This window comes from Gilliamella sp. B3172 (assembly GCF_026536465.1).
Taxonomy (GTDB): domain Bacteria; phylum Pseudomonadota; class Gammaproteobacteria; order Enterobacterales; family Orbaceae; genus Gilliamella.
In genome coordinates, this window is the sequence record NZ_JAFNOA010000004.1 from 64,666 (window position 1) to 85,430 (window position 20,765).

Consider the following 20,765-nt stretch of genomic DNA (forward strand, 5'->3'; position numbering starts at 1 on the left):
CTATTTCTGCAATTGAGATAAACGATCTTTAACAAACTCGCTATTTGGATCATTAATTAAAGATGTTTCATACCAATAAATGGCTGCTTCTTTATCGGCTTTGAAGCATTTATTCGCTTTATAAAATTTTTCGTCATACTCTTTTGCATACAGCAGAGCAATTTTAGTATTTTTTTGCGCCTTATTTGCATATAAACGCTGCGCAATATTACATTTTCCTGCATTTTTAGCTTCAGTAATTATCTCAATAATTGCATCTATATCGGGTTTAGTCTGTAAACATTGTTGAATAAACGTTAAATCATCACTTGTTGCATTTTTTAAACTACATTTACTGCTGATTTTGGAATCCGGTTCTACCGGTTTCGTCGGTGCTGTTGGCGTTGACGCTACTGGTTTCGTCGGCTCTACCGAATTCGTCGGTGCCGTTGACGTTGACGCTACTGGTTTCGTCGGCTCTACCGGTTTCGTCGGTGCCGTTGGCGTTGACGCTACTGGTTTCGTCGGCTCTGGTTTCGTATCAGACTCTACCGGTTTCTTCTGCTCTACTTTTGGCTCTGGCTTCGTATCAGATCCTGCCGGTTTCTTCTGCTCTACTTTTGGCTCTGGTTTTATTGATGCCGTCGGCTCTGGCTTCGTATCAGATCCTGCCGGTTTTTTCTGCTCTACTTTTGGCTCCGGTTTTACTGATGCCGCCTGCTCTGGCTTCGTATCAGACTCTACCGGTTTCTTCTGCTCTACTTTTGGCTCTGGTTTTACCGAGGCCGTCGGCTCTGGCTTCGTATCAGATTCTACCGGCTTTTTCTGCTCTACTTTTGGCTCCGGTTTTACTGATGCCGTCGGCTCTGGCTTCGTATCAGACTCTACCGGTTTCTTCTGATCTACCTTTGGCTCCGGTTTTACTGATGCCGCCTGCTCTGGCTTCGCATCAGACTCTACCGGCTTTTTCTGCTCTACTTTTGGCTCCGGTTTTACTAATGCCGTCGGCTCTGGCTTGGCATCAGACTCTACCGGTTTTTTCTGCTCTACTTTTGGCTCTGGTTTTACCGATGCCGTCGGCTCTGGCTTGGCATCAGACTCTACCGGTTTTTTCTGCTCTACTTTTGGCTCCGGTTTTACCGATACCGCCGGCTCTGGCTTCGTATCAGACTCTACCGGCTTTTTCTGCTCTACTTTTGGCTCCGGTTTTACTGATGCCGTCGGCTCTGGCTTCGTATCAGACTCTGCCGGCTTTTTCTGCTCTACTTTTGGCTCTGGTTTTACCGAGGCCGTCGGCTCTGGCTTCGCATCAGATCCTGCCGGTTTCTTCTGCTCTACTTTTGGCTCCGGTTTTACTGATGCCGTCGGCTCTGGCTTCGCATCCGATTCTACCGGCTTTTTCTGATCTACTTTTGGCTCCGGTTTTACTAATGCCGCCTGCTCTGGCTTCGCATCAGATTCTATAGGCTTTTTCTGCTCTACTTTTGGCTCCGGTTTTACCGACGCCGTCGGCTCTGGCTTGGCATCAGACTCTACCGGCTTTTTCTGCTCTACTTTTGGCTCCGGTTTTACTAATGCCGCAGGCTCTGGCTTCGCATCAGACTCTACCGTTTTTTTCTGCTCTACTTTTGGCTCCGGTTTTACCGATGCCGTCGGCTCTGGCTTGGCATCAGACTCCACCGGTTTTTTCTGCTCTACTTTTGGCTCCGGTTTTACTGATGCCGCCTGCTCTGGCTTTGCATCAGACTCTGCCGGCTTTTTCTGCTCTACTTTTGGCTCCGGTTTTACTGATGCAGTCGGCTCTGGCTTCGTATCAGATTCTACCGGCTTTTTCTGCTCTACTTTTGGCTCCGGCTTTATTGATACCGTCGACTCTGGCTTCGTATCAGACTCTACCGGCTTTTTCTGCTCTACTTTTGGCTCCGGTTTTACTAATGCCGCAGGCTCTGGCTTCGCATCAGATTCTACAGGCTTTTTCTGCTCTACTTTTGGCTCCGGTTTTACTAATGCCGCCTGCTCTGGCTTCGCATCAGACTCTACCGGCTTTTTCTGCTCTACTTTTGGCTCCGGTTTTACTGATGCAGTCGGCTCTGGCTTGGCATCCGACTCTACCGGCTTTTTCTGCTCTACTTTTGGCTCCGGTTTTACTGATGCAGTCGGCTCTGGCTTGGCATCCGACTCTACCGGCTTTTTCTGCTCTACTTTTGGCTCCGGTTTTACTGATGCCGCCTGCTCTGGCTTCGTATCAGACTCTGCCGGCTTTTTCTGCTCTACTTTTGGCTCTGGTTTTACCGACTCTTGTTGTGTTTGCAACGTTTGCTCTGTTTCATTTTTGAAGATCATAAAATACCATGTTGCAAAAGCGGCACCACCAAACATCATAAGAATAAAAAATAGAATAAAAATTATTCCCAAACGGCTTTTTTTCTTAACAGTCTTTAAGTTCTGTCCTTTCTTTTCTTCAGGTTTTTGCGGATCTTGTACCGTTTCGTCTTCAGATGTAGACTCGTCGTGTTCAGCAACTGTTTCATTTTGAGAATCAATATTCGGCTCTTCAATGAATGCTGATTCATTTTCACTAGCCGATTCTTTTACAGACTCTGACGCTTGTTGCATGTCTACTTGCTCATCGTCGGGTAATGTATCTTGCATACTCGATGCTGTTGAAGGACTGACTGTTTCTGAAAAATTGATTACACCGCCACAAACACAATTTACATTTTGTTTATCACGGATTTGCATTGAAAATTGAATCTGACCTTCTTGGGATAATAATGAATCAATCAACCATTCATCAATTTGACCTATTAATTGTTCATTATCTAGTGTGATCTTTTCAATTGTATGCCAACACTCTTCTGGGCCCCATTGATTGTGTTCCAATAGATAATAGTTATCCTGAGCTCGTTGTATTAGTATCTCAACATCAGAACTACCAATCCATTCATGTACTAAAAACTTAATACTATCGGGGTTATCTCCAATTAATTCAATGCGTAATGCCATGATATCCTCTACCTTATACTCAAAAATTTATGAGCTTTATTTATTTAATTTATGAAGTAGAAAAATGCCTTTCGCTCAAAAGACGTTGTTACTTCAATTTTATTATTTATTTTAAAGAATATGATACTGCTCGAAACAATTCACAATTTTACCTGATTGGTGATTGTTTTCTTGATTGATTTCGCAATCTCTATAATGTGCTATGTTTGTATTCACAAATGTAATAAGCCGATTTAATATTGCATTCTGAGGATAATTTCTAGTTATATTGTTTAATCCGGTTAATGAATGCGTTACTTGAATATTAAATTCACCGTTTGGTGAAGAAAAAATCGGTTTATTATTATTTAATCTTTTTATAAATTTATCACTTGCTCGATTTTTAACAAAAACATACCAAACAATAAAATCTGCTAATAAAGTATGGACAGTACCAGCTTGTCTGAACGCCATATCGTCACGTTTACGACTTGTATAATTGTTTTTGAAAAGCCCAAGGGTTAAATTTGCTTGGATCTTCAGACTACCAATAGCAGTAATGAGTTGTTTCACTATAAAAGAAAGCGATTTTATAAACTTTGAGTGGGTTGATAATCGGGTGGAGGGTTTGACTGTTAGCGATGATTTAGATTGAGAAAAGAATTTAGAATCTACTTTTAATCTTAATTTATTGAGGATATTAAGAGCGGTTTTTAGTTTTTCACTGACCGAACTGCAAGCAATATCGTTGTTACTTGCATCAGAAGGTGTGTACCAATCAATCTTATTGACTATAGCATTTTTTTGCAAAATAGCTAAATCATTGGCATATTGCTTACCAATTTTTAGTTTAAATATTTCACAATTTTGCACGCCAACAAGATAGAAGGCTGTTCTATCATGTTCTAGCTTTTTGAAACATTTGATATCACTACTTCTGAGCAATGCACTTGCCATATGTTCCTTTCTATTCCCTATGTATTATTTCTTATTAATTTTTTAATAATTATATTATTATTGATTATTATATTATTTTATATATTAAAGCTAAGTTTAACAGAAAATACTATTAATGTAATCGATATCATCAATTTTTAATTATTCTTTTTGGCAACTTGTTTTAAAAATTCCTCATCGGTTAATACTCGTAATGGTTGCATATCACTTTCACCTCGTATCACTAAAGAAGGATCGGAGCGCAAGCAGGCGCCACCATAATGTCCTCCAACAGTGAAGGTACAAACCTGTAGATAGCGATCATCAACTTTTGGTAAGCACCATAGTTCTTGATAAATATTCTCTTGCTTAGCAAATTTACCAACCGTTTTATCAAGGATTTGCTCTTTACTGCTAACTAATTCAATATCACTACCTCGGCGACCAGCAATTGGCTTAATAGCATAACCTTTTTTAATTAGATCATCATTGAGCTCAAACGTTGATTCTAACAAGTAACGATGATGAGGAAATAAAGACCATAACACAGGTAATATCGCTTTATTACTTGGGATCACAGTCCATAAAGGTTCAAAAACAGATACTTCGGGACGTAACAAAACATCAATTAGTCTCACAGCATTTTCAGGATGCCAAGTACGAATAGGCAATCCGGCAACTTGTGCTTCACTTTCTTGACGCAGTTGCTCTAAAACGGTTTCCCATGCCCATGTTTTCCATACGCAAGTAACTTGACGATCTTCATCATCAACCAATCTACCTTGTTTATCCCATTTTAAACCAGTAAGGCCACGTAAAATTTTACTCTCAAAACCAGCTTGCGTTAGCGCTTTTTGCATAAATAATGCATGATAATTCTCTTCACTATCATTATCTTGCATGATATGAACAAAGGCTTGAGCATCACTATGTTTCCAACAGTTTGCTAAAGAATTGAGCAAGCCAGCACTTGGATTCACACCAACATTTAGTTCAGCTTGTATCGCCCAATTTTGTAATATTTGCCCGGCTTCAGTATGGCACGATGCAGAGTCTGCATTATATTCATAAACTTTAAAACCTCGTTCATCCATACAAAAATCTAAACGACCGGTTATCATTTGATAACGCCGTTGTTGCCAAGAGAGTCTTAACCTTGGCCAGAGAATTTCCGGTACATTAAAATTGAGTAATAATTTATCATCTTTTAAAACTTTATCAGTAGCATGTAAATACATTAAATGCAGTTCATTGGTTGCGCGAATAAGTTCTTGCTCAGCACTTTCTGAAATAGTGAAGTAACGATAATGGTCATCATGGCTAATAGCATGCCCGGCAGCTAGCACATATGCACTCTCGAGCGGGTCAAGCTCATTTAACCACTTCTTATCAAATTGACCTTTGTTTTTAATATGTACACTATGAATAGCAAGTAATGGCGCTGGAACATTAGGTTGAGGTAAACTGTGTTGGTTTTTTTCGGTTTGAATCATCCACCCTAAAATAGTGGTATCGTCAAAGGTGTCATGAATATAATAACCTTGATCGTTAACGGTCATCTTTAATTCACGTGTCCATTGTTGGCCAATTGGTAAACGTGTGTGAATTACATTTTGTTCAGCAATGCGGATTTTATCTTCGAACACTTCAGTAATAATGGCAACATGTCCTGTTCTATCAAACACGCCACCATCATCCCATATAAGCAAAGATCCAGCTTCTGGCATTTTTTTGCTACCGTTAGCAAATGCTTGCAAAGGTAAGATGGCTTCATTAATAACTTGGCGAAGAAAACGCAAGGAGAAAATTTCGTGAGCCATACCTACATCGGTAAACACAATACCATAATTGAGAAATAAAAACCGTCTGGCAAATTCAACACATTGCCACTTGTATCCCATATATTCGTGACCGGAATAACTACGAAATGAGGCATCATTAGGGTATTGGCAAGGATCTAATGTTTCATAATCAGATGAATAAATCGCAACGCCACCAGGCGCATAACCTAATAATGTTCCAAAAGGCTCTTTAATAGTTGACTGGGATGACATATTTTTTGACCTTTTTAATTGAAAGCAAGCCACAGTTAGCAAGCTGTGTTAGAATTTTATTATCATAGATCAAATTATAACCTTTAAAAAGAAATGTTTATTTCTCATCACTTGAAGAATAATAAAGAGGCTATATATGAGCTATTATAATTAGTAATACCAATTAAAACAGTTAGATTAAATGAGAATAATAAAATGATGCAACAAAAGACCAAATTAAATGAATTATTAGAATTTCCATGCTCTTTTACTTATAAAGTCATGGGAGAAGCAAAACCTGAACTTGTTGATAAAGTAGTGAGTGTGATTCAAAAACATGCTCCCGGTGATTATACGCCCTCAATAAAACCAAGTAGTAAAGGTAATTATCATTCAGTTTCTATTACTATTAATGCAACACATATTGATCAAGTCGAGAATTTATATAAAGAATTAGGTGAAATTGATATTGTGAGAATGGTTTTATAACGCTTTACATTTTTATCATTTTTTGCACAAAATAGAGCCTTATTGTTTTACTTTTGAGGCTCTACCATGAAACCAGAAACGATCGCTCTTCACGCAGGCTATACGCCTGAACCAACAACCCACGCCGTTGCGGTACCAATTTATCAAACAACCTCTTATGCTTTTGATGATACTCAGCATGGTGCTGATTTATTTGATTTAAAAGTTGCGGGTAATATTTATACACGAATTACCAATCCCACGAATGCTGTACTTGAAGCTCGCATAGCTGCCCTTGAAGGAGGCATTGGCGCACTAGCTGTCGCATCGGGCATGGCTGCCATTACTTATGCCATTCAAGCGATCACTTTTGCGGGTGAAAATATTGTATCGGTTTCTAAATTATACGGTGGAACCTATAATTTACTGGCACACACTTTACCTAATTTTGGTATTACCACAAAATTCGCACCACATGATGATCTTCAAGCACTAGAACAACAGATTGATGATAAAACAAAAGCCATATATTGCGAAAGTATCGGTAATCCAGCGGGTAATCTTGTTGACTTAGCAGCTCTTGCAGATATTGCACACCGTCATGGGATCCCTTTGATTGTTGATAATACTGTCGCCAGCCCGGCGCTTTGCCGTCCGTTTGAATTTGGTGCTGATATTGTTGTCCATTCATTAACTAAATATATCGGTGGGCACGGTAATAGCCTTGGTGGCATGATAGTGGATTCAGGTAAGTTTCCATGGAAAAAATACAGTGATAGATACCCGATGCTTAACCAACCTGATCCATCTTATCATGGGGTCGCTTATACCGAAACTTTTGGTGATGCAGCTTATATTGCTCGATGCCGAGTGATACCATTACGAAATATGGGGGCGGCACTTTCACCATTTAATACATTTTTATTGTTGCAAGGGCTTGAAACGCTTTCTTTACGTATGGAGCGCCATTGTCAAAATAGCCTCAAAGTTGCACAGTATCTCCAATCTCATCCACAAGTTGAATGGGTCAATTATGCCGGTTTGAGTGATCATGCTGAACATGCTTTAGCACTAAAACAGATGGATAATGGACTACCAGCAGGTATTTTATCTTTTGGTATTAAAGGGGGTAAGCAAGCCGGAGCTAAATTCATTGATGCATTGAAGTTAATTATTCGCTTAGTCAATATTGGCGACACCCGATCATTAGCCTGTCATCCGGCATCTACTACACATCGTCAACTTAACGATGAAGAGCTACATAAAGCTGGCGTAAGCCAAGAGATGATTCGTTTGTCTATTGGCATCGAACACATCGATGATATTATTGCCGATCTAGCGCAAGCTCTTACTGCCGCGAAATAATTCAAAGCACAAAAAAAGCGAAATAATCTATCCTATCTCGCTTTTTTTAATTAAAACTAATTAACCTAAAATTTTAATTAATTCGTTGGTTACATCTGCCACCGGTTGAGTACCATCTACACGGAAATATTTGGTACGCCCTTCTTTAGCTTCATGTTGATAGTAGTTAATAAGTGGTTTAGTTAAATCATGATATTCAACTAAACGTTTACGTACAATCTCTTCATCATCATCTTTTCGGGTGGTTAATGGTTCACCAGTGATATCATCAATATCTTCAACTTTTGGTGGGTTGTGACGCACATGGTAAACACGACCTGAAGGCGCATGAATTCGACGCCCGCTCATTCTATCGATGATAACTGAATCCGGTACATCAAATTCCAGCACATAATCAACATTAATACCGGCAGCTTTCATAGCGTCAGCTTGTGGTACAGTACGCGGGAAACCATCTAATAAAAAGCCATTTACACAATCACTTTCAGCAATGCGCTCTTTTACTAATGCAATAACAAGTTCATCGGTAACAAGCTTACCGGCATCCATTAGCTCTTTTGCTTGTAATCCCAGTGGAGTTCCTGCTTTTACTGCTGCACGTAGCATATCCCCGGTTGAAATTTGTGGAATGCCATATTTTTTCATAATAAATTGTGCTTGGGTTCCTTTCCCTGCCCCTGGTGCTCCTAATAAAATAATTCGCATAAACTAACCTCGTATGGCTCTAATAAAAATAGATTGTTCTATTCTGGTAAATAATGAAATATCACCTTACTGCTGGATATTAAACCGTCAGTAGGACAAATGTAATTGATTGCGCCACAGCCTTTAATCATTTGTAGATTTTGTTGGCAAATTGGACATATATACTGTTCAAGATAGTGCGTCTTACAACTAGGACAATCATAATGCTGAGGTGATAATACACTCATTTTATTATGACATTTTGGACAAAACCCTTCTTTTCCACTATCAACTGTGACTTTTTTTGGCATAAATTATTTACGACCTCTAACATGTTTCATTAATCGACGTCGTTTGCGTTGTTGCGACGCTGTTAGGCTATTTTTACGCCCTTCAAATGGGTTGGCACCTTCTTTAAACTGAATTCGAATTGGCGACCCCATAATTTTTAATGAACGTCTAAAATAATTCATTAAGTAGCGCTTATAGGAATCCGGTAAATCTTCAACTTGATTACCATGGATCACAACAATTGGCGGATTATAGCCACCAGCATGCGCATATTTCAACTTAACTCGACGACCTCGAACTAAAGGAGGTTGATGATCGTCTTGCGCCATTTGCATAATTTTAGTTAAAAGTGCAGTATTGACACGACGAGTTGCACAATCGTATGCCTCTTGAATTGAATCAAATAAATTCCCAACACCTGAACCATGAAGCGCAGAAATAAAGTGTACTCGGGCAAAGTCAATAAAATCTAACCTATCATCTAAAGTTGCTTTGACCTGCTCTTTAATATCTTGTGACAAACCGTCCCACTTATTCACTGCTATAACAAGTGAGCGCCCACTATTAATAATGAATCCAAGCAATGATAAGTCTTGATCAGATACCCCTTCTCTGGCATCTATAACCAAAATAACGACATTGGCATCTTCAATAGCTTGTAAAGTTTTGATCACTGAAAACTTTTCAACCGTTTCCGTCACTTTACCTCGCTTACGTACACCCGCCGTATCAATCATGATGTACTCACGTTCATCCCGAGTCATTGGTATATAAATACTGTCTCGAGTGGTGCCGGGCATGTCGTATACGACAACCCTTTCTTCACCAAGTATACGATTGGTTAGTGTTGACTTACCAACGTTTGGTCGCCCAACAATCGCCACTTTAATTGGTTGATCAATTAGCGATTGAGTTTCATCGTTGAGCTCATCATCAGAGAAAGATTCATCATCAAATGGCTCATGACTTGCAAACTCATCATCTTGTTCATTTGCAAATTGGAAAATAGGATCTAAAGCGGTTTCAATTAGGACACTTACACCACGACCATGACTGGCTGCTATTGGATGAATTTCACCTAATCCTAAACCATAAAAATCTGAAATAGCGGTATCGGCATCAATGCCATCAATTTTATTAGCGACTAAAAAAGTTGCTTTTTCACGTGAACGGAGATGCTTAGCAATAGCATGATCAGCAGGCATTGCACCAGCTCTGGCATCAACTAAGAAAAGAACAATATCAGCTTCTTCGATCGCTTGCAGGGATTGTTCAGCCATAAAGCTTTCAACCCCATCTTCTGTGCCATCAATACCACCAGTATCAATGACAATATATTCATGACCTTTGATTTCAGCACGGCCATATTTACGGTCGCGTGTTAATCCTGGGAAATCAGCGACTAATGCGTCTCGAGTTCGAGTTAAGCGATTAAATAAAGTCGACTTTCCAACATTCGGACGCCCAACTAGTGCTACTACAGGTACCATGTTTATTCTCTAATAACCTTAATTTTTTGTGAAAGCGTAGATATCACCATTTTTTGCTTGAACAATTATTTTATTATCAACAACTAATGGTCGGGATATTAACCCACTACTACTCACTTGTGTTTTAGCGACAACTTCACCATTTTCTTTATTTAACCAATACAGGTAACCTTCAAAATCACCTACAACAATATTATCTTGGTAAATAACTGGATCAGTCAATTGACGGTGTGAAAGTGCTGACTGAGTCCATAATACCGAGCCACCATCTTTAGAGACAGCTTGAATATTATCATCTTGGTCAACAACAAATAATTCTTGAGAGTCTACCACAAAGCTATGCGTCGATCCTAACTGTTTGCGCCAAACAACTTGTCCATTACTTAAATCAAGCGCAGCAACATATCCATTATAACCAATTGCATAGACCAGACTACCTTCAACTACTGGGGTAGAATCAACATCATTTAATTTTGCAATTTCTGTCGATCCTGTTGGATTTGATATGCGTTGTTGCCAAATCATTTCTCCGTCATTGACATAATAGGCATTAACACGTCCATTATCATCACCAAAAATTGCCGCACCATGTGCAATTGTCGGTGTTGAATTTCCTCTTAAGGTTAATAATGGAACTTCAAGTAACACATCCCATAATTCATCACCAGTATTACGATCGAAAGCTTGTAACATGCCATTTGCAGTATGGACGATTAATTTATCATCGGTAGATACCGGGCGAGCAAGAACTTCACCTTTAGCCGCTTTTTCCCATACTACTTTACCATTACTACGATCTAGAGCATAAACAACGGCACGTTCACTACCAACATAAACATATTTATCATCTGCACTCACGCCACCAGAAAATAAGGCTGTTTTGCTACTGAAAAAAGAACTTTGCGATAAATTGACATCCCATAACGTATTGCCACTGGTTAAATCAATCGCTTTAACTTGTCCACTGCGGCTAGCAGCGTAAACAACATTATCATAGTTTATAGGACCTAATAATGAATAGATTTGAGTATTGCCAGATGTACTGTTTCGCCATACTTGTGGTATAGAAAATTGATTATTTACTGCTGGTGAAGGTGAGACTTGTACAACTTCTTCTTCTCCACCAAACAAAGAACATCCAGCAAGTGAAAACATAAAAACACTAATAAAAAGATATTTTGATAACTTCATTGTATAGACCCTTATACCAGGATGAATTAATTCTTGTTTAGTTCAGTTATTTATTTTCTGTCTGAGCCGCCTGTTCGGCTTTCTCTTTAGCTGCCTGTGCCTCTTGTTCAGCTTGTTGTTTTGTTTTTAGAAATTCAACTTGATTTAACTTCATTTTAATACTTTGCTCAAGCCCTGGCATTGGTGATGAAGTTAATGCCACATTATAAGCGGCAATCGCATTAGTGTAATCGGCCATTTTTACCAATATATCACCACGAATATCATTAACAACTGGCGCCCAACTCTCTTCAGTGACTTGATTTAATGTTGTTAAACTTTGTTGATATTGCTCAAGTTGATACTCTAATCGAGCAATACGGATATTAATAATTGAAGCAATTGTTTCAGAATCATTTTTCTTTAATGCATCAAGTAATAATGCTTTGGCACCCGAATAGTCTTTAAGTACTTCAACATAAAATTTGGCGGCCTGCAAATTAGCAAACACACTAAAAACAGTGGTGTTATCTTTAGCAAATGCGACTAATTCATTCACTGACTCAGGTTTAGTATTATCTAAATTAGCAACTAATTGTTCATACTTGTCAGATGATTGCGTTATTTTTTCTAAATTGTAAGATTGCCAGTATTGCCAGCCATAAAAGGCTAAAAGTCCAATAACAATAATCGCAACTATCAATTTCCACGTTTTAGCAAGAAACTCTTTTATCTCTGAAAGCTGCTCTTCACTCGATAATTGATGACTCACATTTTTCTCCTATTTCCCTTACTTTACAGTATCGCCATACAAGTCGGAACAATATCGTTTTGTGCTACTTCAACTTGTTCGCCTGTTTGTAAATTTTTAATTGTCACTGACTGGTTAGCGATTTCATTTTCACCAATAATGACTGCTATTTTAGCACCTAATTTATCTGCTTTGGCAAATTGTTTCTTAAAATTACTACTACCATAATTTGTAACGATGCGTCTTTCCGGTAATCCGTCACGTAATTGCTCAGCAACACACTGCGCAGCAGATATGGTATTTTCATCACCAGACGATATCATATAAATATCAATCGAATTATCTCGATTTAATGACGGATTAACTGCTTGAACCAGTAGAACCAAACGCTCAAGCCCCATAGCAAAACCAACTGCGGGCGTTGGCTGTCCACCGAGCTGGCTAACAAGTCCGTCATAACGACCACCACCGCAAACCGTACCTTGTGCACCTAAACTACTGGTGACCCATTCAAACACGGTACGATTATAATAGTCCAAGCCACGAACTAATCTTTGATTAATATTGTATTTTATGCCTGCATTATCCAGTAACCGGCATAAGCCTTCAAAATGTTGTTTAGACTCTTCGTCTAGATAATCAAACAGTTTCGGCGCTTGATTAAGAAGCTCTTGCACAACCGGATTTTTGGAATCGAGAACACGTAATGGATTAGTATACATTCTACGCAGACAGTCTTCATCCAATTTATCTTTATGTTGTTCAAGGAAGTTAACTAACGCATTTCGGTAATTCGCTCTTGCTTCAACTGAACCAATTGAATTAAGCTCAAGTGAAGTATGATTTTCAATACCTAACGCTTTCCAAAAACGTGCCGTTAATAAGATAAGTTCGGCATCAATATTAGGTCCTTCAAGTCCAAAAACTTCCACACCAAATTGATGAAACTGTCGATAACGACCTTTTTGCGGTTTTTCATAACGAAATGCCGGACCTAAATACCAAAGACGCTGCTCTTGATTATAAAATAGACCATGTTCAATACCGGCACGTACGCAACCAGCAGTAATCTCTGGGCGCAAAGTAATACTTTCATCATTACGATCATTGAAAGTATACATCTCTTTTTCGACAATATCGGTCACTTCGCCGACAGCGCGTTTAAATAGTGCAGTATCTTCAACAATTGGCGTTCTAATTTCGTTATAACCATAACTGTTTAAAACACCTTTTACAATTTTCTCTATTTGTTGCCAACTCGCACTATCACTAGGGAGTAAATCGTTCATTCCCCGTATAGATTGGATTTTTTTCTCTGTCATTTATTTATTCGCTATCTAATAAAATTATAGTTCAGTTGCTGCAATTCTGTTTTTTAATAGTGATGCTTTTGCTCGTATTTTGGCTTCTAACTCATCGATCATTTGCTCGTTATCGATACGACCAATACGAACGCCGTCTTCATAAAAACCACTTTTATTATGACCACCAGCAACACCCATAGTCGAAGCTAATGCTTCGCCTGGACCATTGACCACACAACCAATAATTGATACATCCATTGGCGTAATAATATCTTCTAAACGTTGCTCTAGAATATTTACCGTATTAATGACATCAAACTCTTGCCTTGAACAGGTTGGACAAGCAATAAAATTAATACCACGAGAGCGGATACGTAACGATTTTAAAATATCAAAACCAACTTTTACTTCTTCGGTTGGATCCGCTGCTAACGAAACACGCAACGTATCACCAATGCCTTGAGCTAACAACAACCCTAATCCTATTGCAGATTTTACCGCACCACTGCGCACACCACCAGCTTCAGTTATCCCTAAATGTAATGGTTGCTTGATTTGTTTTGCAAGCAAGCGATATGAATCAACCGCAGTAAAAACATCTGATGCTTTAACACTTACTTTAAACTGATCAAAGTTTAATTTGTCCAGTATCTCAACATGGCGCATAGCTGACTCAACAATAGCTTGCGGTGTTGGTTCACCATATTTCTCTTGAATATCTTTTTCTAATGAGCCCGAATTTACCCCAATACGTATTGGGATATTTTTATCTTTAGCACAATCAACAACCGTTCGAATCCTTGATTCATTACCGATATTTCCGGGATTAATCCTTAAACAATCAACCCCATATTCAGCTACTTTTAAAGCAATACGATAATCAAAATGTATATCGGCAATAAGTGGTACTTTTGCTTGTTGTTTTATAAATTTGAATGCTTCAGCTGCATCCATTGTCGGTATTGAAACACGAACAATATCAACACCAACACGCTCAAGCGCTTGAATTTGAGCAACTGTTTTTTCAACATCAGTTGTACGCGTATTGGTCATGGACTGAACAGCAATAGGCGCACCGCCACCAATAGGAACATTGCCGACATAAATTCGGGTTGATTCTCTTCTGTTAATTGGTGAATCGTGATGACTCATAACCTGCCTAATCATATTACAAAATAACTAGCTGGCAATCTTAACAAGAATTACAGCAAATGTCTGTATGAGATTAAGAAAATTTGCTAACTGTTAACACGATCTGATGTTGGTGGGGAAATATAATGGCTAACTTCAACAAGATTACTTTTATCTTGCTTAGTCACAAAATAAAGTGTGGCACCTAACGCACATAAGAAAATAAATAAGAAGGCAAATAGAACTTTACTACTACCTTTTGTTTTTTTATCTTTCGGAACAAGCTCAGCAATCTTCTGAGATGAATACTGTTTTTTCAAATCTTCAAGATAAGGTTGATACTCTTCATTTGGCAAACCAACAATTTCAGCATAAGCACGAATATAACCTTTAACAAAAACAAAAGGGGCATGAACAAGCTGGTCGTTTTCAATTTCTGATACAACCGCCTTACGTACATGAAGTTTATTGGCAATATCTTCTTGAGTTAATCCTAAATTATCTCTTGAATTGGAAAGAATCTTACCCAATGAAATATTGTCTTCCATTAATCCCCTCGTTTAATACTGTATCCGTAAATTTTCTATATTTTTACATATTTACAAAATTAATCAATTCTTTTCGCTTTGAACCATTGATTTGGTGTTTCAATTTCATTTTGGGCAGCCACTAATTGTAATTCATACGCCTCTCGTTTCAACGTTTCTAGCATAACTGCATATACAGCTGATGTAGTATGTTCTAAAGCTTCAACCAGTGATTTTCCAAGCAAAATATTGGCTAAAAACAAGCCACTTGTCATATCACCGACACCAACTGGTTGTCTTTCACCAAAATCAACTAATGGGCGTTCAATATGCCATACGTCTTGCTCAGTCACTAAAAGCATTTCAAAACGATCTTTACGATAACCGGCTCGACTTAAGTGTTTTACTAAAATAGCTTTCGGTCCTTTTTTACAAAGTTCACGACAGGCAACAACCGCTTCATCAACATTTTTGATTTGCTGCTTACCATTTAGCTCCTCAAGCTCTAATATATTAGGCGCCATCATATCGGCCATTGGTAAAGCGCTATTACATAAAAATTCAGCGACCCCTGGGGCGACAAAACAGCCTTTTTCAGGGTGCCCCATAACAGGATCACATAGATAAAGTGCATTAGGGTTAACTGCTTTTACTTTTTTTACAATTTCAATAATTGCATTACCCTGCTCAGGCGATCCCATATAACCACTTAGGATCGCATCACAATGCTTTAATTCATCAATTGCATTAATTCCATCAACAATCTCAGTTAGATGAGATGCAGGCATTACCGTTCCAGTCCATTGACGATATTGAGTATGATTAGAAAATTGTACTGTATTTAAAGGCCAAACATTCACGCCCAATCGACGCATCGGGAAGACGGCGGCACTATTTCCAGCATGACCAAATACCACATGTGACTGAATCGATAATATATTTTTCATAAAATTAATTCCAAATTAATAAGCAGTAATATTTCTTACCACGACGAAGTAAAGTATAACGGTTAAAAAGTTTATCACTATCAGCGAATCGATAATCCGTTGTTGCATTACGCTCACCATTAATCGAAATAGCATTTGATTCAATCATTGTTCTTGCTTGACCTCTGGAAGGGGCAAACTCAGCATTAACAATTGCTTGTTGTAAATCAATTTCATCACTCACCGCTAAAGTTGGCATACCGTCTTGCGCTAATTGTTCAAAATCAGCCTCGGACAAGTCGGTCAATTTACCGGAAAATAGACTTTCGGTGATTCGTTTAGCAGCAATAAGCCCTTCTTCCCCATGAACTAAACGGGTAACTTGTTCGGCAAGTACATATTGAGCTCTTGGCGCAACGCCACTATTTTTATCTTCTTGTTCTAATTCATCTATTTCATTCAATGGCATGAAAGTAAAGAATTTCAAGAATCGATAAACATCAGCATCAGCAGTATTAATCCAAAATTGATAGAATTTATAAGGACTGGTTTTCTTAGGATCAAGCCACACCGCACCACTTTCAGTTTTACCGAATTTAGTCCCGTCAGACTTAGTAATCAACGGTACAGTTAAACCATAAACTTGTTTTTGATGTAATCGTCGGGTTAAATCAATACCTGCGGTAATATTCCCCCACTGGTCAGAACCACCGATTTGCAAAACAACATTTTGCGATTGATTTAAACAAGCAAAATCATAAGCTTGCAGCAAGCTATAAGAAAATTCTGTAAATGAAATACCCACTTCGTCACGGTCAATACGTTGCTTAACTGATTCTTTATTAATCATCGCATTAACCGAAAAATATTTGCCAATATCACGCAAAAAAGTCAATACATTCATGCCACTAAACCAATCATAGTTGTTAGCTACAATTGCGGCATTTTCACCACAATTAAAATCTAAAAATGGCGATACTTGTTGTTTGATTTTCTCACTCCATTCAACAACTGTTTGTTCGGTATTGAGTTTTCGTTCAACAGCTTTAAAGCTAGGATCGCCAATCAAACCAGTTGCGCCACCAACTAGAGCCACAGGCTTATGCCCGGCCAGTTGAAAACGTTTTAAACAAAGTAATGGAACTAAATGACCAAGATGCAAACTATCAGCCGTTGGATCAAAACCACAATAAAGCGCAATAGGATTTTGTTCGACTTGTTCTATTAGTGCTTTTTCATCAGTAAGCTGAGCAATCAGTCCACGCTCTTGTAGTTGTTTGATCACATTTTTTGTCATGATTTTTACCTATTAAATTTTGTTACAATGATATTCTACTAAAGTAAGATTTACTCAGTTTTGTTATGATAACGTTTATACGCTTGTTTAAAATGATCTTCCACTATTTCGTTAGGTTTTTTATCACATAAACTAAAAATCACAATAGCGATTGAAGCAAATAAAAATCCGGGAATAAGTGAATAGAGATTGAACCAATTAAAATTGATCCATAGTAAAACGGTTATCGCACCAACCACCATGCCAGCTAGTGCACCATTTCGGGTCATACGAGACCAAAATACTGAAAAAACCACAATAGGTCCAAAAGCCGCACCAAAGCCAGCCCAAGCATGGCTTACTAAATCAAGTACACTATTGTTAGGATTAATGGCAAGTAAAATCGCAATAACAGAAACAATTAATACCATAATGCGACCAACCCAAACCAATTCACGTTGCTTAGCTTGTGGTCTAAAAAATGCACGATAAAAATCTTCCGTTAAAGCACTTGAGCAAACTAAGAGTTGGCAACTTAAGGTGCTCATCACTGCGGCTAAAATAGCAGCAAGTAAGATGCCTGCAATCCAAGGGTTAAACAGTAGTTTAGATAACTCAATAAAAATTCGTTCATGCTTACCATTATTAATTAAATAAGCCAGATCAGGATTATTAGCAAAAAAGGCAATACCAAAAAATCCAACCGTTATTGCACCAGCTAAACATAAAATCATCCATGTCATACTGATTCGACGAGCATTTTTCATCACCTCATGCGAATCTGCCGCCATAAATCTAGCTAAAATATGTGGTTGCCCAAAATAGCCTAACCCCCAACCTAATAATGAAACAATAGCAATAAAATCCATATGGGCAAATATGTTAGTATAATCAGGATTAAGCGATTTGATATTAGCCATTGCATCGGTAAATCCACCGGCATTGACCATAACCATAATCGGCGTCAGAATAAGTGCAAACATCATCAAACTAGCTTGAATGGTATCTGTCCAGCTAACAGCTAAAAAACCACCGATAAACGTATAAGCTATGGTAGCGCCGGCTCCAGCTAACATTGCCCAGCCGTAACTCATACCAAAGGTACTTTCGAACAATTTTGCACCAGCAACCACGCCAGAAGCGCAATAAATAGTAAAAAAGATAAGAATAATGACTGCCGAAATAATCCGTAACAACGTACTTTTATCATCAAATCGACGAGCAAAATAATCAGGTAAAGTTAAAGAGTTGTGATTGATCTCAGTAAAAACTCGTAGCCGACCGGCAATAAGTAGCCAATTAAGGTACGCCCCAATAATTAGACCTATTGCAATCCAACTTTGCGAAATACCAAATAAAAAAACGGCACCCGGCAGTCCCATTAATAACCAACCACTCATGTCGGAAGCACCTGCAGAAAGCGCTGTCACAACACTACCAATACGACGTCCGCCCAATATATAATCACCAAAGTTACGCGTTGCACGAAACGCAAAAAAACCAATCGCAATCATTCCTAAAATGTACACAGCAAAGGTGACAATCATTGGTAACGACATTTTTATAACAAACCTTGTATTTATGAAATTAAAAAATGGTTGACTAGCTTATCACAAAAACCCCTTGCTAAAAAGCAGGCAATCGAGAGATGTTCAACAACAAAAAAGGAAAAATCACCTTAATCAAATCACTACACAGCGCTTCTATAAATACGCACGATATTTTTGATAGAATATATCAATATAAAAACTCAGTTTAATCTAAAGATAATACCAAAATTAAAGTATATAATAACGAATAATCTTTCTTATATATAATTATTACGTGAAACAATCAACTCGCATTCAGATTTTAGAAAAGTTAAAACAACACATTAAAGATCCAACAACCGAACTGGTATATCAAACCCCTTTTGAATTACTTATTGCGGTTGTGCTTTCAGCGCAAGCAACCGATGTGAGCGTTAATAAAGCGACTAAGCCTTTATTTGCTGTTGCTAACACACCTGAACAAATTTTAGCACTTGGGGTTGAGAAGCTTAAACAGTACATACGCACAATTGGACTGTATAATAGCAAGGCAGAAAACATTATTAAAACCTGTCAGATATTAATTGAAAGATATCAAAGCGAAGTACCGGAGAATTTTAATGCGCTTATTTCGCTACCGGGTGTAGGCAGAAAAACCGCCAACGTAGTTTTAAACACAGCTTTTGGTTGGCCAACTATAGCGGTTGATACCCATATCTTTCGGGTAAGTAATCGTACTGGTTTTGCGCCCGGAAAAACCGTTGAAGCTGTTGAAGAAAAATTATTAAAAGTTGTCCCCGAAAAATATAAAATTAACTGTCACCACTGGTTAATTTTGCATGGGCGTTATACCTGCATTGCCCGGAAACCTCGTTGCGGGGCTTGTGTTATTGAAGATTTATGTGAATTTAAACAAAAAGTTTACCCAGAGTGATAACCAATGTCTGATAAATTTAATTTAAGTGATGAAGATCTAAGCTTGTTTAAAAGTAGTATTGGTAATACCAAAAAAATAAAACAAGACACCGTGATTCATAAACCACAAAAACGCACCCAAAAAGTGATTGAAACACAAAAACAGCAATTAGCAAAAATAAATGCTGAGTTTTATTTTTCTGATAATTATCAGCCACTGTTACAACAAGATCCTATTCGCTACAGTCGTGAAAATGCTGATCCTTATGAGATTAAACAATTACGTCGGGGATTTTATGAGCCAGAATTCTTTTTAGATCTGCATGGACTAACTCAGAAAGAGGCGAAAAAAGAAATAGCCGCACTCATCGCGGCCTGTTTACGCGAAAAAGCACAATGTGCTTGTATTATGTATGGGCATGGCAAAAATATTCTGAAAAAACAGACTCCGATGTGGTTAGCACAACATCCTAACATTATCTGTTTTCATCAAGCACCGAAAGAATTTGGTGGGAGTGCCGCATTACTCATTTTATTTGATGTTATCAATGAGTAGAAATAAACCTGAATAGTATCAACCTTATCATATAAAGCTTTACTGAACCAAATCATGTTTATCTGTGTAATTCATGTCTTTTTATTATCTATGTGCTGAATTCGATACTATTTTAGTGAAGGTAAGAGATTATATTGAAGCCTACCATACGAATAAATAAAGATATGTTTAGATTGAAGCTGTTTGCGCTTTGCTTGAAGTAAGTAGATCACTCTATAGTGGAGCCCAATAAATAAAAATGGGATTGACTCCTCACACAAAATAAAAAAGCCAGCATAGTTGGCTAGGCTGGCAAACATTGGAAGCAATGTGAGCAATGTCATACTTTTTCAGAAGTCTTTCAACTCTCTAACAAAGTACAATTGAATGATAATCATTCTCATTAATAAAAGCAAGTAGTTTTTTTGATTTTTTCCAAATAAAGAAGATAGACCGGTCTAATTAAACGG

At 38.0% G+C, this 20,765-nt stretch carries 18 protein-coding genes; 4 read left to right on the plus strand and 14 right to left on the minus strand.

What is annotated here, in order from left to right; all coding sequences use genetic code 11:
• From J3U37_RS06345 to gss, 3 genes are all read right to left on the minus strand, one after another.
• Positions 1–2,985, minus strand: coding sequence for a hypothetical protein (locus tag J3U37_RS06345; protein WP_267373876.1), 2,985 nt, complete (start codon positions 2,983–2,985; stop codon positions 1–3).
• A 111-nt stretch (positions 2,986–3,096) separates the two neighbouring features.
• Entirely contained in the window at positions 3,097–3,921 is an 825-nt protein-coding gene (locus J3U37_RS06350; protein WP_267373878.1) for a virulence factor SrfC family protein, read from the minus strand.
• A 137-nt stretch (positions 3,922–4,058) separates the two neighbouring features.
• On the minus strand, positions 4,059–5,954 hold the full coding sequence (gene gss, locus J3U37_RS06355; RefSeq protein ID WP_220218695.1) for a bifunctional glutathionylspermidine amidase/synthase: 1,896 nt from the start codon (positions 5,952–5,954) through the stop codon (positions 4,059–4,061).
• 198 nt (positions 5,955–6,152) lie between these two features.
• Here gss and ybeD point away from each other — a divergent pair, with 198 nt between their 5' ends.
• The gene (gene ybeD, locus J3U37_RS06360; RefSeq protein WP_294954205.1) at positions 6,153–6,422 is read left to right on the plus strand and encodes a DUF493 family protein YbeD; all 270 of its coding nucleotides are present in this window, start codon (positions 6,153–6,155) and stop codon (positions 6,420–6,422) included.
• A gap of 66 nt (positions 6,423–6,488) precedes the next feature.
• Positions 6,489–7,766: a bifunctional O-acetylhomoserine aminocarboxypropyltransferase/cysteine synthase gene (locus tag J3U37_RS06365; protein WP_220218693.1), complete on the plus strand. Its 1,278-nt coding sequence runs from the start codon at positions 6,489–6,491 to the stop codon at positions 7,764–7,766.
• A gap of 60 nt (positions 7,767–7,826) precedes the next feature.
• Here J3U37_RS06365 and adk read toward each other — a convergent pair whose 3' ends face one another.
• The 11 genes from adk to putP all read right to left on the minus strand — a co-directional run bounded on the left by adk (position 7,827) and on the right by putP (position 18,881).
• Entirely contained in the window at positions 7,827–8,471 is a 645-nt protein-coding gene (gene adk, locus J3U37_RS06370) for an adenylate kinase (RefSeq protein WP_220218692.1), read from the minus strand.
• A gap of 38 nt (positions 8,472–8,509) precedes the next feature.
• Positions 8,510–8,761: a zinc-ribbon domain-containing protein gene (locus tag J3U37_RS06375; RefSeq protein ID WP_220218691.1), complete on the minus strand. Its 252-nt coding sequence runs from the start codon at positions 8,759–8,761 to the stop codon at positions 8,510–8,512.
• 3 nt (positions 8,762–8,764) lie between these two features.
• Positions 8,765–10,231 (minus strand): ribosome biogenesis GTPase Der, encoded by a 1,467-nt coding sequence (gene der, locus J3U37_RS06380; RefSeq protein WP_267329635.1) that lies wholly within the window; start codon positions 10,229–10,231, stop codon positions 8,765–8,767.
• Positions 10,232–10,249: 18 nt separating this feature from the next.
• Positions 10,250–11,422: an outer membrane protein assembly factor BamB gene (gene bamB, locus J3U37_RS06385; protein WP_267373880.1), complete on the minus strand. Its 1,173-nt coding sequence runs from the start codon at positions 11,420–11,422 to the stop codon at positions 10,250–10,252.
• Positions 11,423–11,468: 46 nt separating this feature from the next.
• Entirely contained in the window at positions 11,469–12,173 is a 705-nt protein-coding gene (locus tag J3U37_RS06390) for a YfgM family protein (protein ID WP_220218688.1), read from the minus strand.
• 23 nt (positions 12,174–12,196) lie between these two features.
• Entirely contained in the window at positions 12,197–13,474 is a 1,278-nt protein-coding gene (gene hisS / locus J3U37_RS06395; RefSeq protein ID WP_267329633.1) for a histidine--tRNA ligase, read from the minus strand.
• A gap of 24 nt (positions 13,475–13,498) precedes the next feature.
• Entirely contained in the window at positions 13,499–14,608 is a 1,110-nt protein-coding gene (gene ispG, locus J3U37_RS06400; protein ID WP_220218686.1) for a flavodoxin-dependent (E)-4-hydroxy-3-methylbut-2-enyl-diphosphate synthase, read from the minus strand.
• Positions 14,609–14,694: 86 nt separating this feature from the next.
• A complete protein-coding gene (locus J3U37_RS06405; RefSeq protein ID WP_220218685.1) occupies positions 14,695–15,135 on the minus strand; it encodes a helix-turn-helix domain-containing protein in 441 nt (146 codons plus the stop codon).
• A 59-nt stretch (positions 15,136–15,194) separates the two neighbouring features.
• The gene (gene pdxY, locus J3U37_RS06410; protein ID WP_267373882.1) at positions 15,195–16,061 is read right to left on the minus strand and encodes a pyridoxal kinase PdxY; all 867 of its coding nucleotides are present in this window, start codon (positions 16,059–16,061) and stop codon (positions 15,195–15,197) included.
• A 4-nt stretch (positions 16,062–16,065) separates the two neighbouring features.
• Positions 16,066–17,337, minus strand: coding sequence for a tyrosine--tRNA ligase (gene tyrS, locus J3U37_RS06415; RefSeq protein WP_267336164.1), 1,272 nt, complete (start codon positions 17,335–17,337; stop codon positions 16,066–16,068).
• A 50-nt stretch (positions 17,338–17,387) separates the two neighbouring features.
• Positions 17,388–18,881: a sodium/proline symporter PutP gene (gene putP, locus J3U37_RS06420; RefSeq protein ID WP_416379991.1), complete on the minus strand. Its 1,494-nt coding sequence runs from the start codon at positions 18,879–18,881 to the stop codon at positions 17,388–17,390.
• Positions 18,882–19,140: 259 nt separating this feature from the next.
• Here putP and nth point away from each other — a divergent pair, with 259 nt between their 5' ends.
• Complete coding sequence (nth, locus tag J3U37_RS06425; RefSeq protein ID WP_255556188.1) at positions 19,141–19,779, plus strand: endonuclease III; 639 nt, start codon at positions 19,141–19,143, stop codon at positions 19,777–19,779.
• A 6-nt stretch (positions 19,780–19,785) separates the two neighbouring features.
• The gene (gene smrB, locus J3U37_RS06430) at positions 19,786–20,316 is read left to right on the plus strand and encodes an endonuclease SmrB (protein ID WP_220218681.1); all 531 of its coding nucleotides are present in this window, start codon (positions 19,786–19,788) and stop codon (positions 20,314–20,316) included.
• Positions 20,317–20,765 lie beyond the last annotated feature (449 nt).

Bases quoted from the DNA above. Each gene is read 5' to 3' on its own strand.
- J3U37_RS06345 (WP_267373876.1), bottom strand. From the start codon at position 2,985: ATGGCATTACGCATTGAATTAATTGGAGATAACCCCGATAGTATTAAG.
- J3U37_RS06350 (WP_267373878.1), bottom strand. From the start codon at position 3,921: ATGGCAAGTGCATTGCTCAGAAGTAGTGATATCAAATGTTTCAAAAAG.
- gss (WP_220218695.1), bottom strand. From the start codon at position 5,954: ATGTCATCCCAGTCAACTATTAAAGAGCCTTTTGGAACATTATTAGGT.
- ybeD (WP_294954205.1), top strand. From the start codon at position 6,153: ATGCAACAAAAGACCAAATTAAATGAATTATTAGAATTTCCATGCTCT.
- J3U37_RS06365 (WP_220218693.1), top strand. From the start codon at position 6,489: ATGAAACCAGAAACGATCGCTCTTCACGCAGGCTATACGCCTGAACCA.
- adk (WP_220218692.1), bottom strand. From the start codon at position 8,471: ATGCGAATTATTTTATTAGGAGCACCAGGGGCAGGGAAAGGAACCCAA.
- J3U37_RS06375 (WP_220218691.1), bottom strand. From the start codon at position 8,761: ATGCCAAAAAAAGTCACAGTTGATAGTGGAAAAGAAGGGTTTTGTCCA.
- der (WP_267329635.1), bottom strand. From the start codon at position 10,231: ATGGTACCTGTAGTAGCACTAGTTGGGCGTCCGAATGTTGGAAAGTCG.
- bamB (WP_267373880.1), bottom strand. From the start codon at position 11,422: ATGAAGTTATCAAAATATCTTTTTATTAGTGTTTTTATGTTTTCACTT.
- hisS (WP_267329633.1), bottom strand. From the start codon at position 13,474: ATGACAGAGAAAAAAATCCAATCTATACGGGGAATGAACGATTTACTC.
- ispG (WP_220218686.1), bottom strand. From the start codon at position 14,608: ATGAGTCATCACGATTCACCAATTAACAGAAGAGAATCAACCCGAATT.
- J3U37_RS06405 (WP_220218685.1), bottom strand. From the start codon at position 15,135: ATGGAAGACAATATTTCATTGGGTAAGATTCTTTCCAATTCAAGAGAT.
- pdxY (WP_267373882.1), bottom strand. From the start codon at position 16,061: ATGAAAAATATATTATCGATTCAGTCACATGTGGTATTTGGTCATGCT.
- tyrS (WP_267336164.1), bottom strand. From the start codon at position 17,337: ATGACAAAAAATGTGATCAAACAACTACAAGAGCGTGGACTGATTGCT.
- smrB (WP_220218681.1), top strand. From the start codon at position 19,786: ATGTCTGATAAATTTAATTTAAGTGATGAAGATCTAAGCTTGTTTAAA.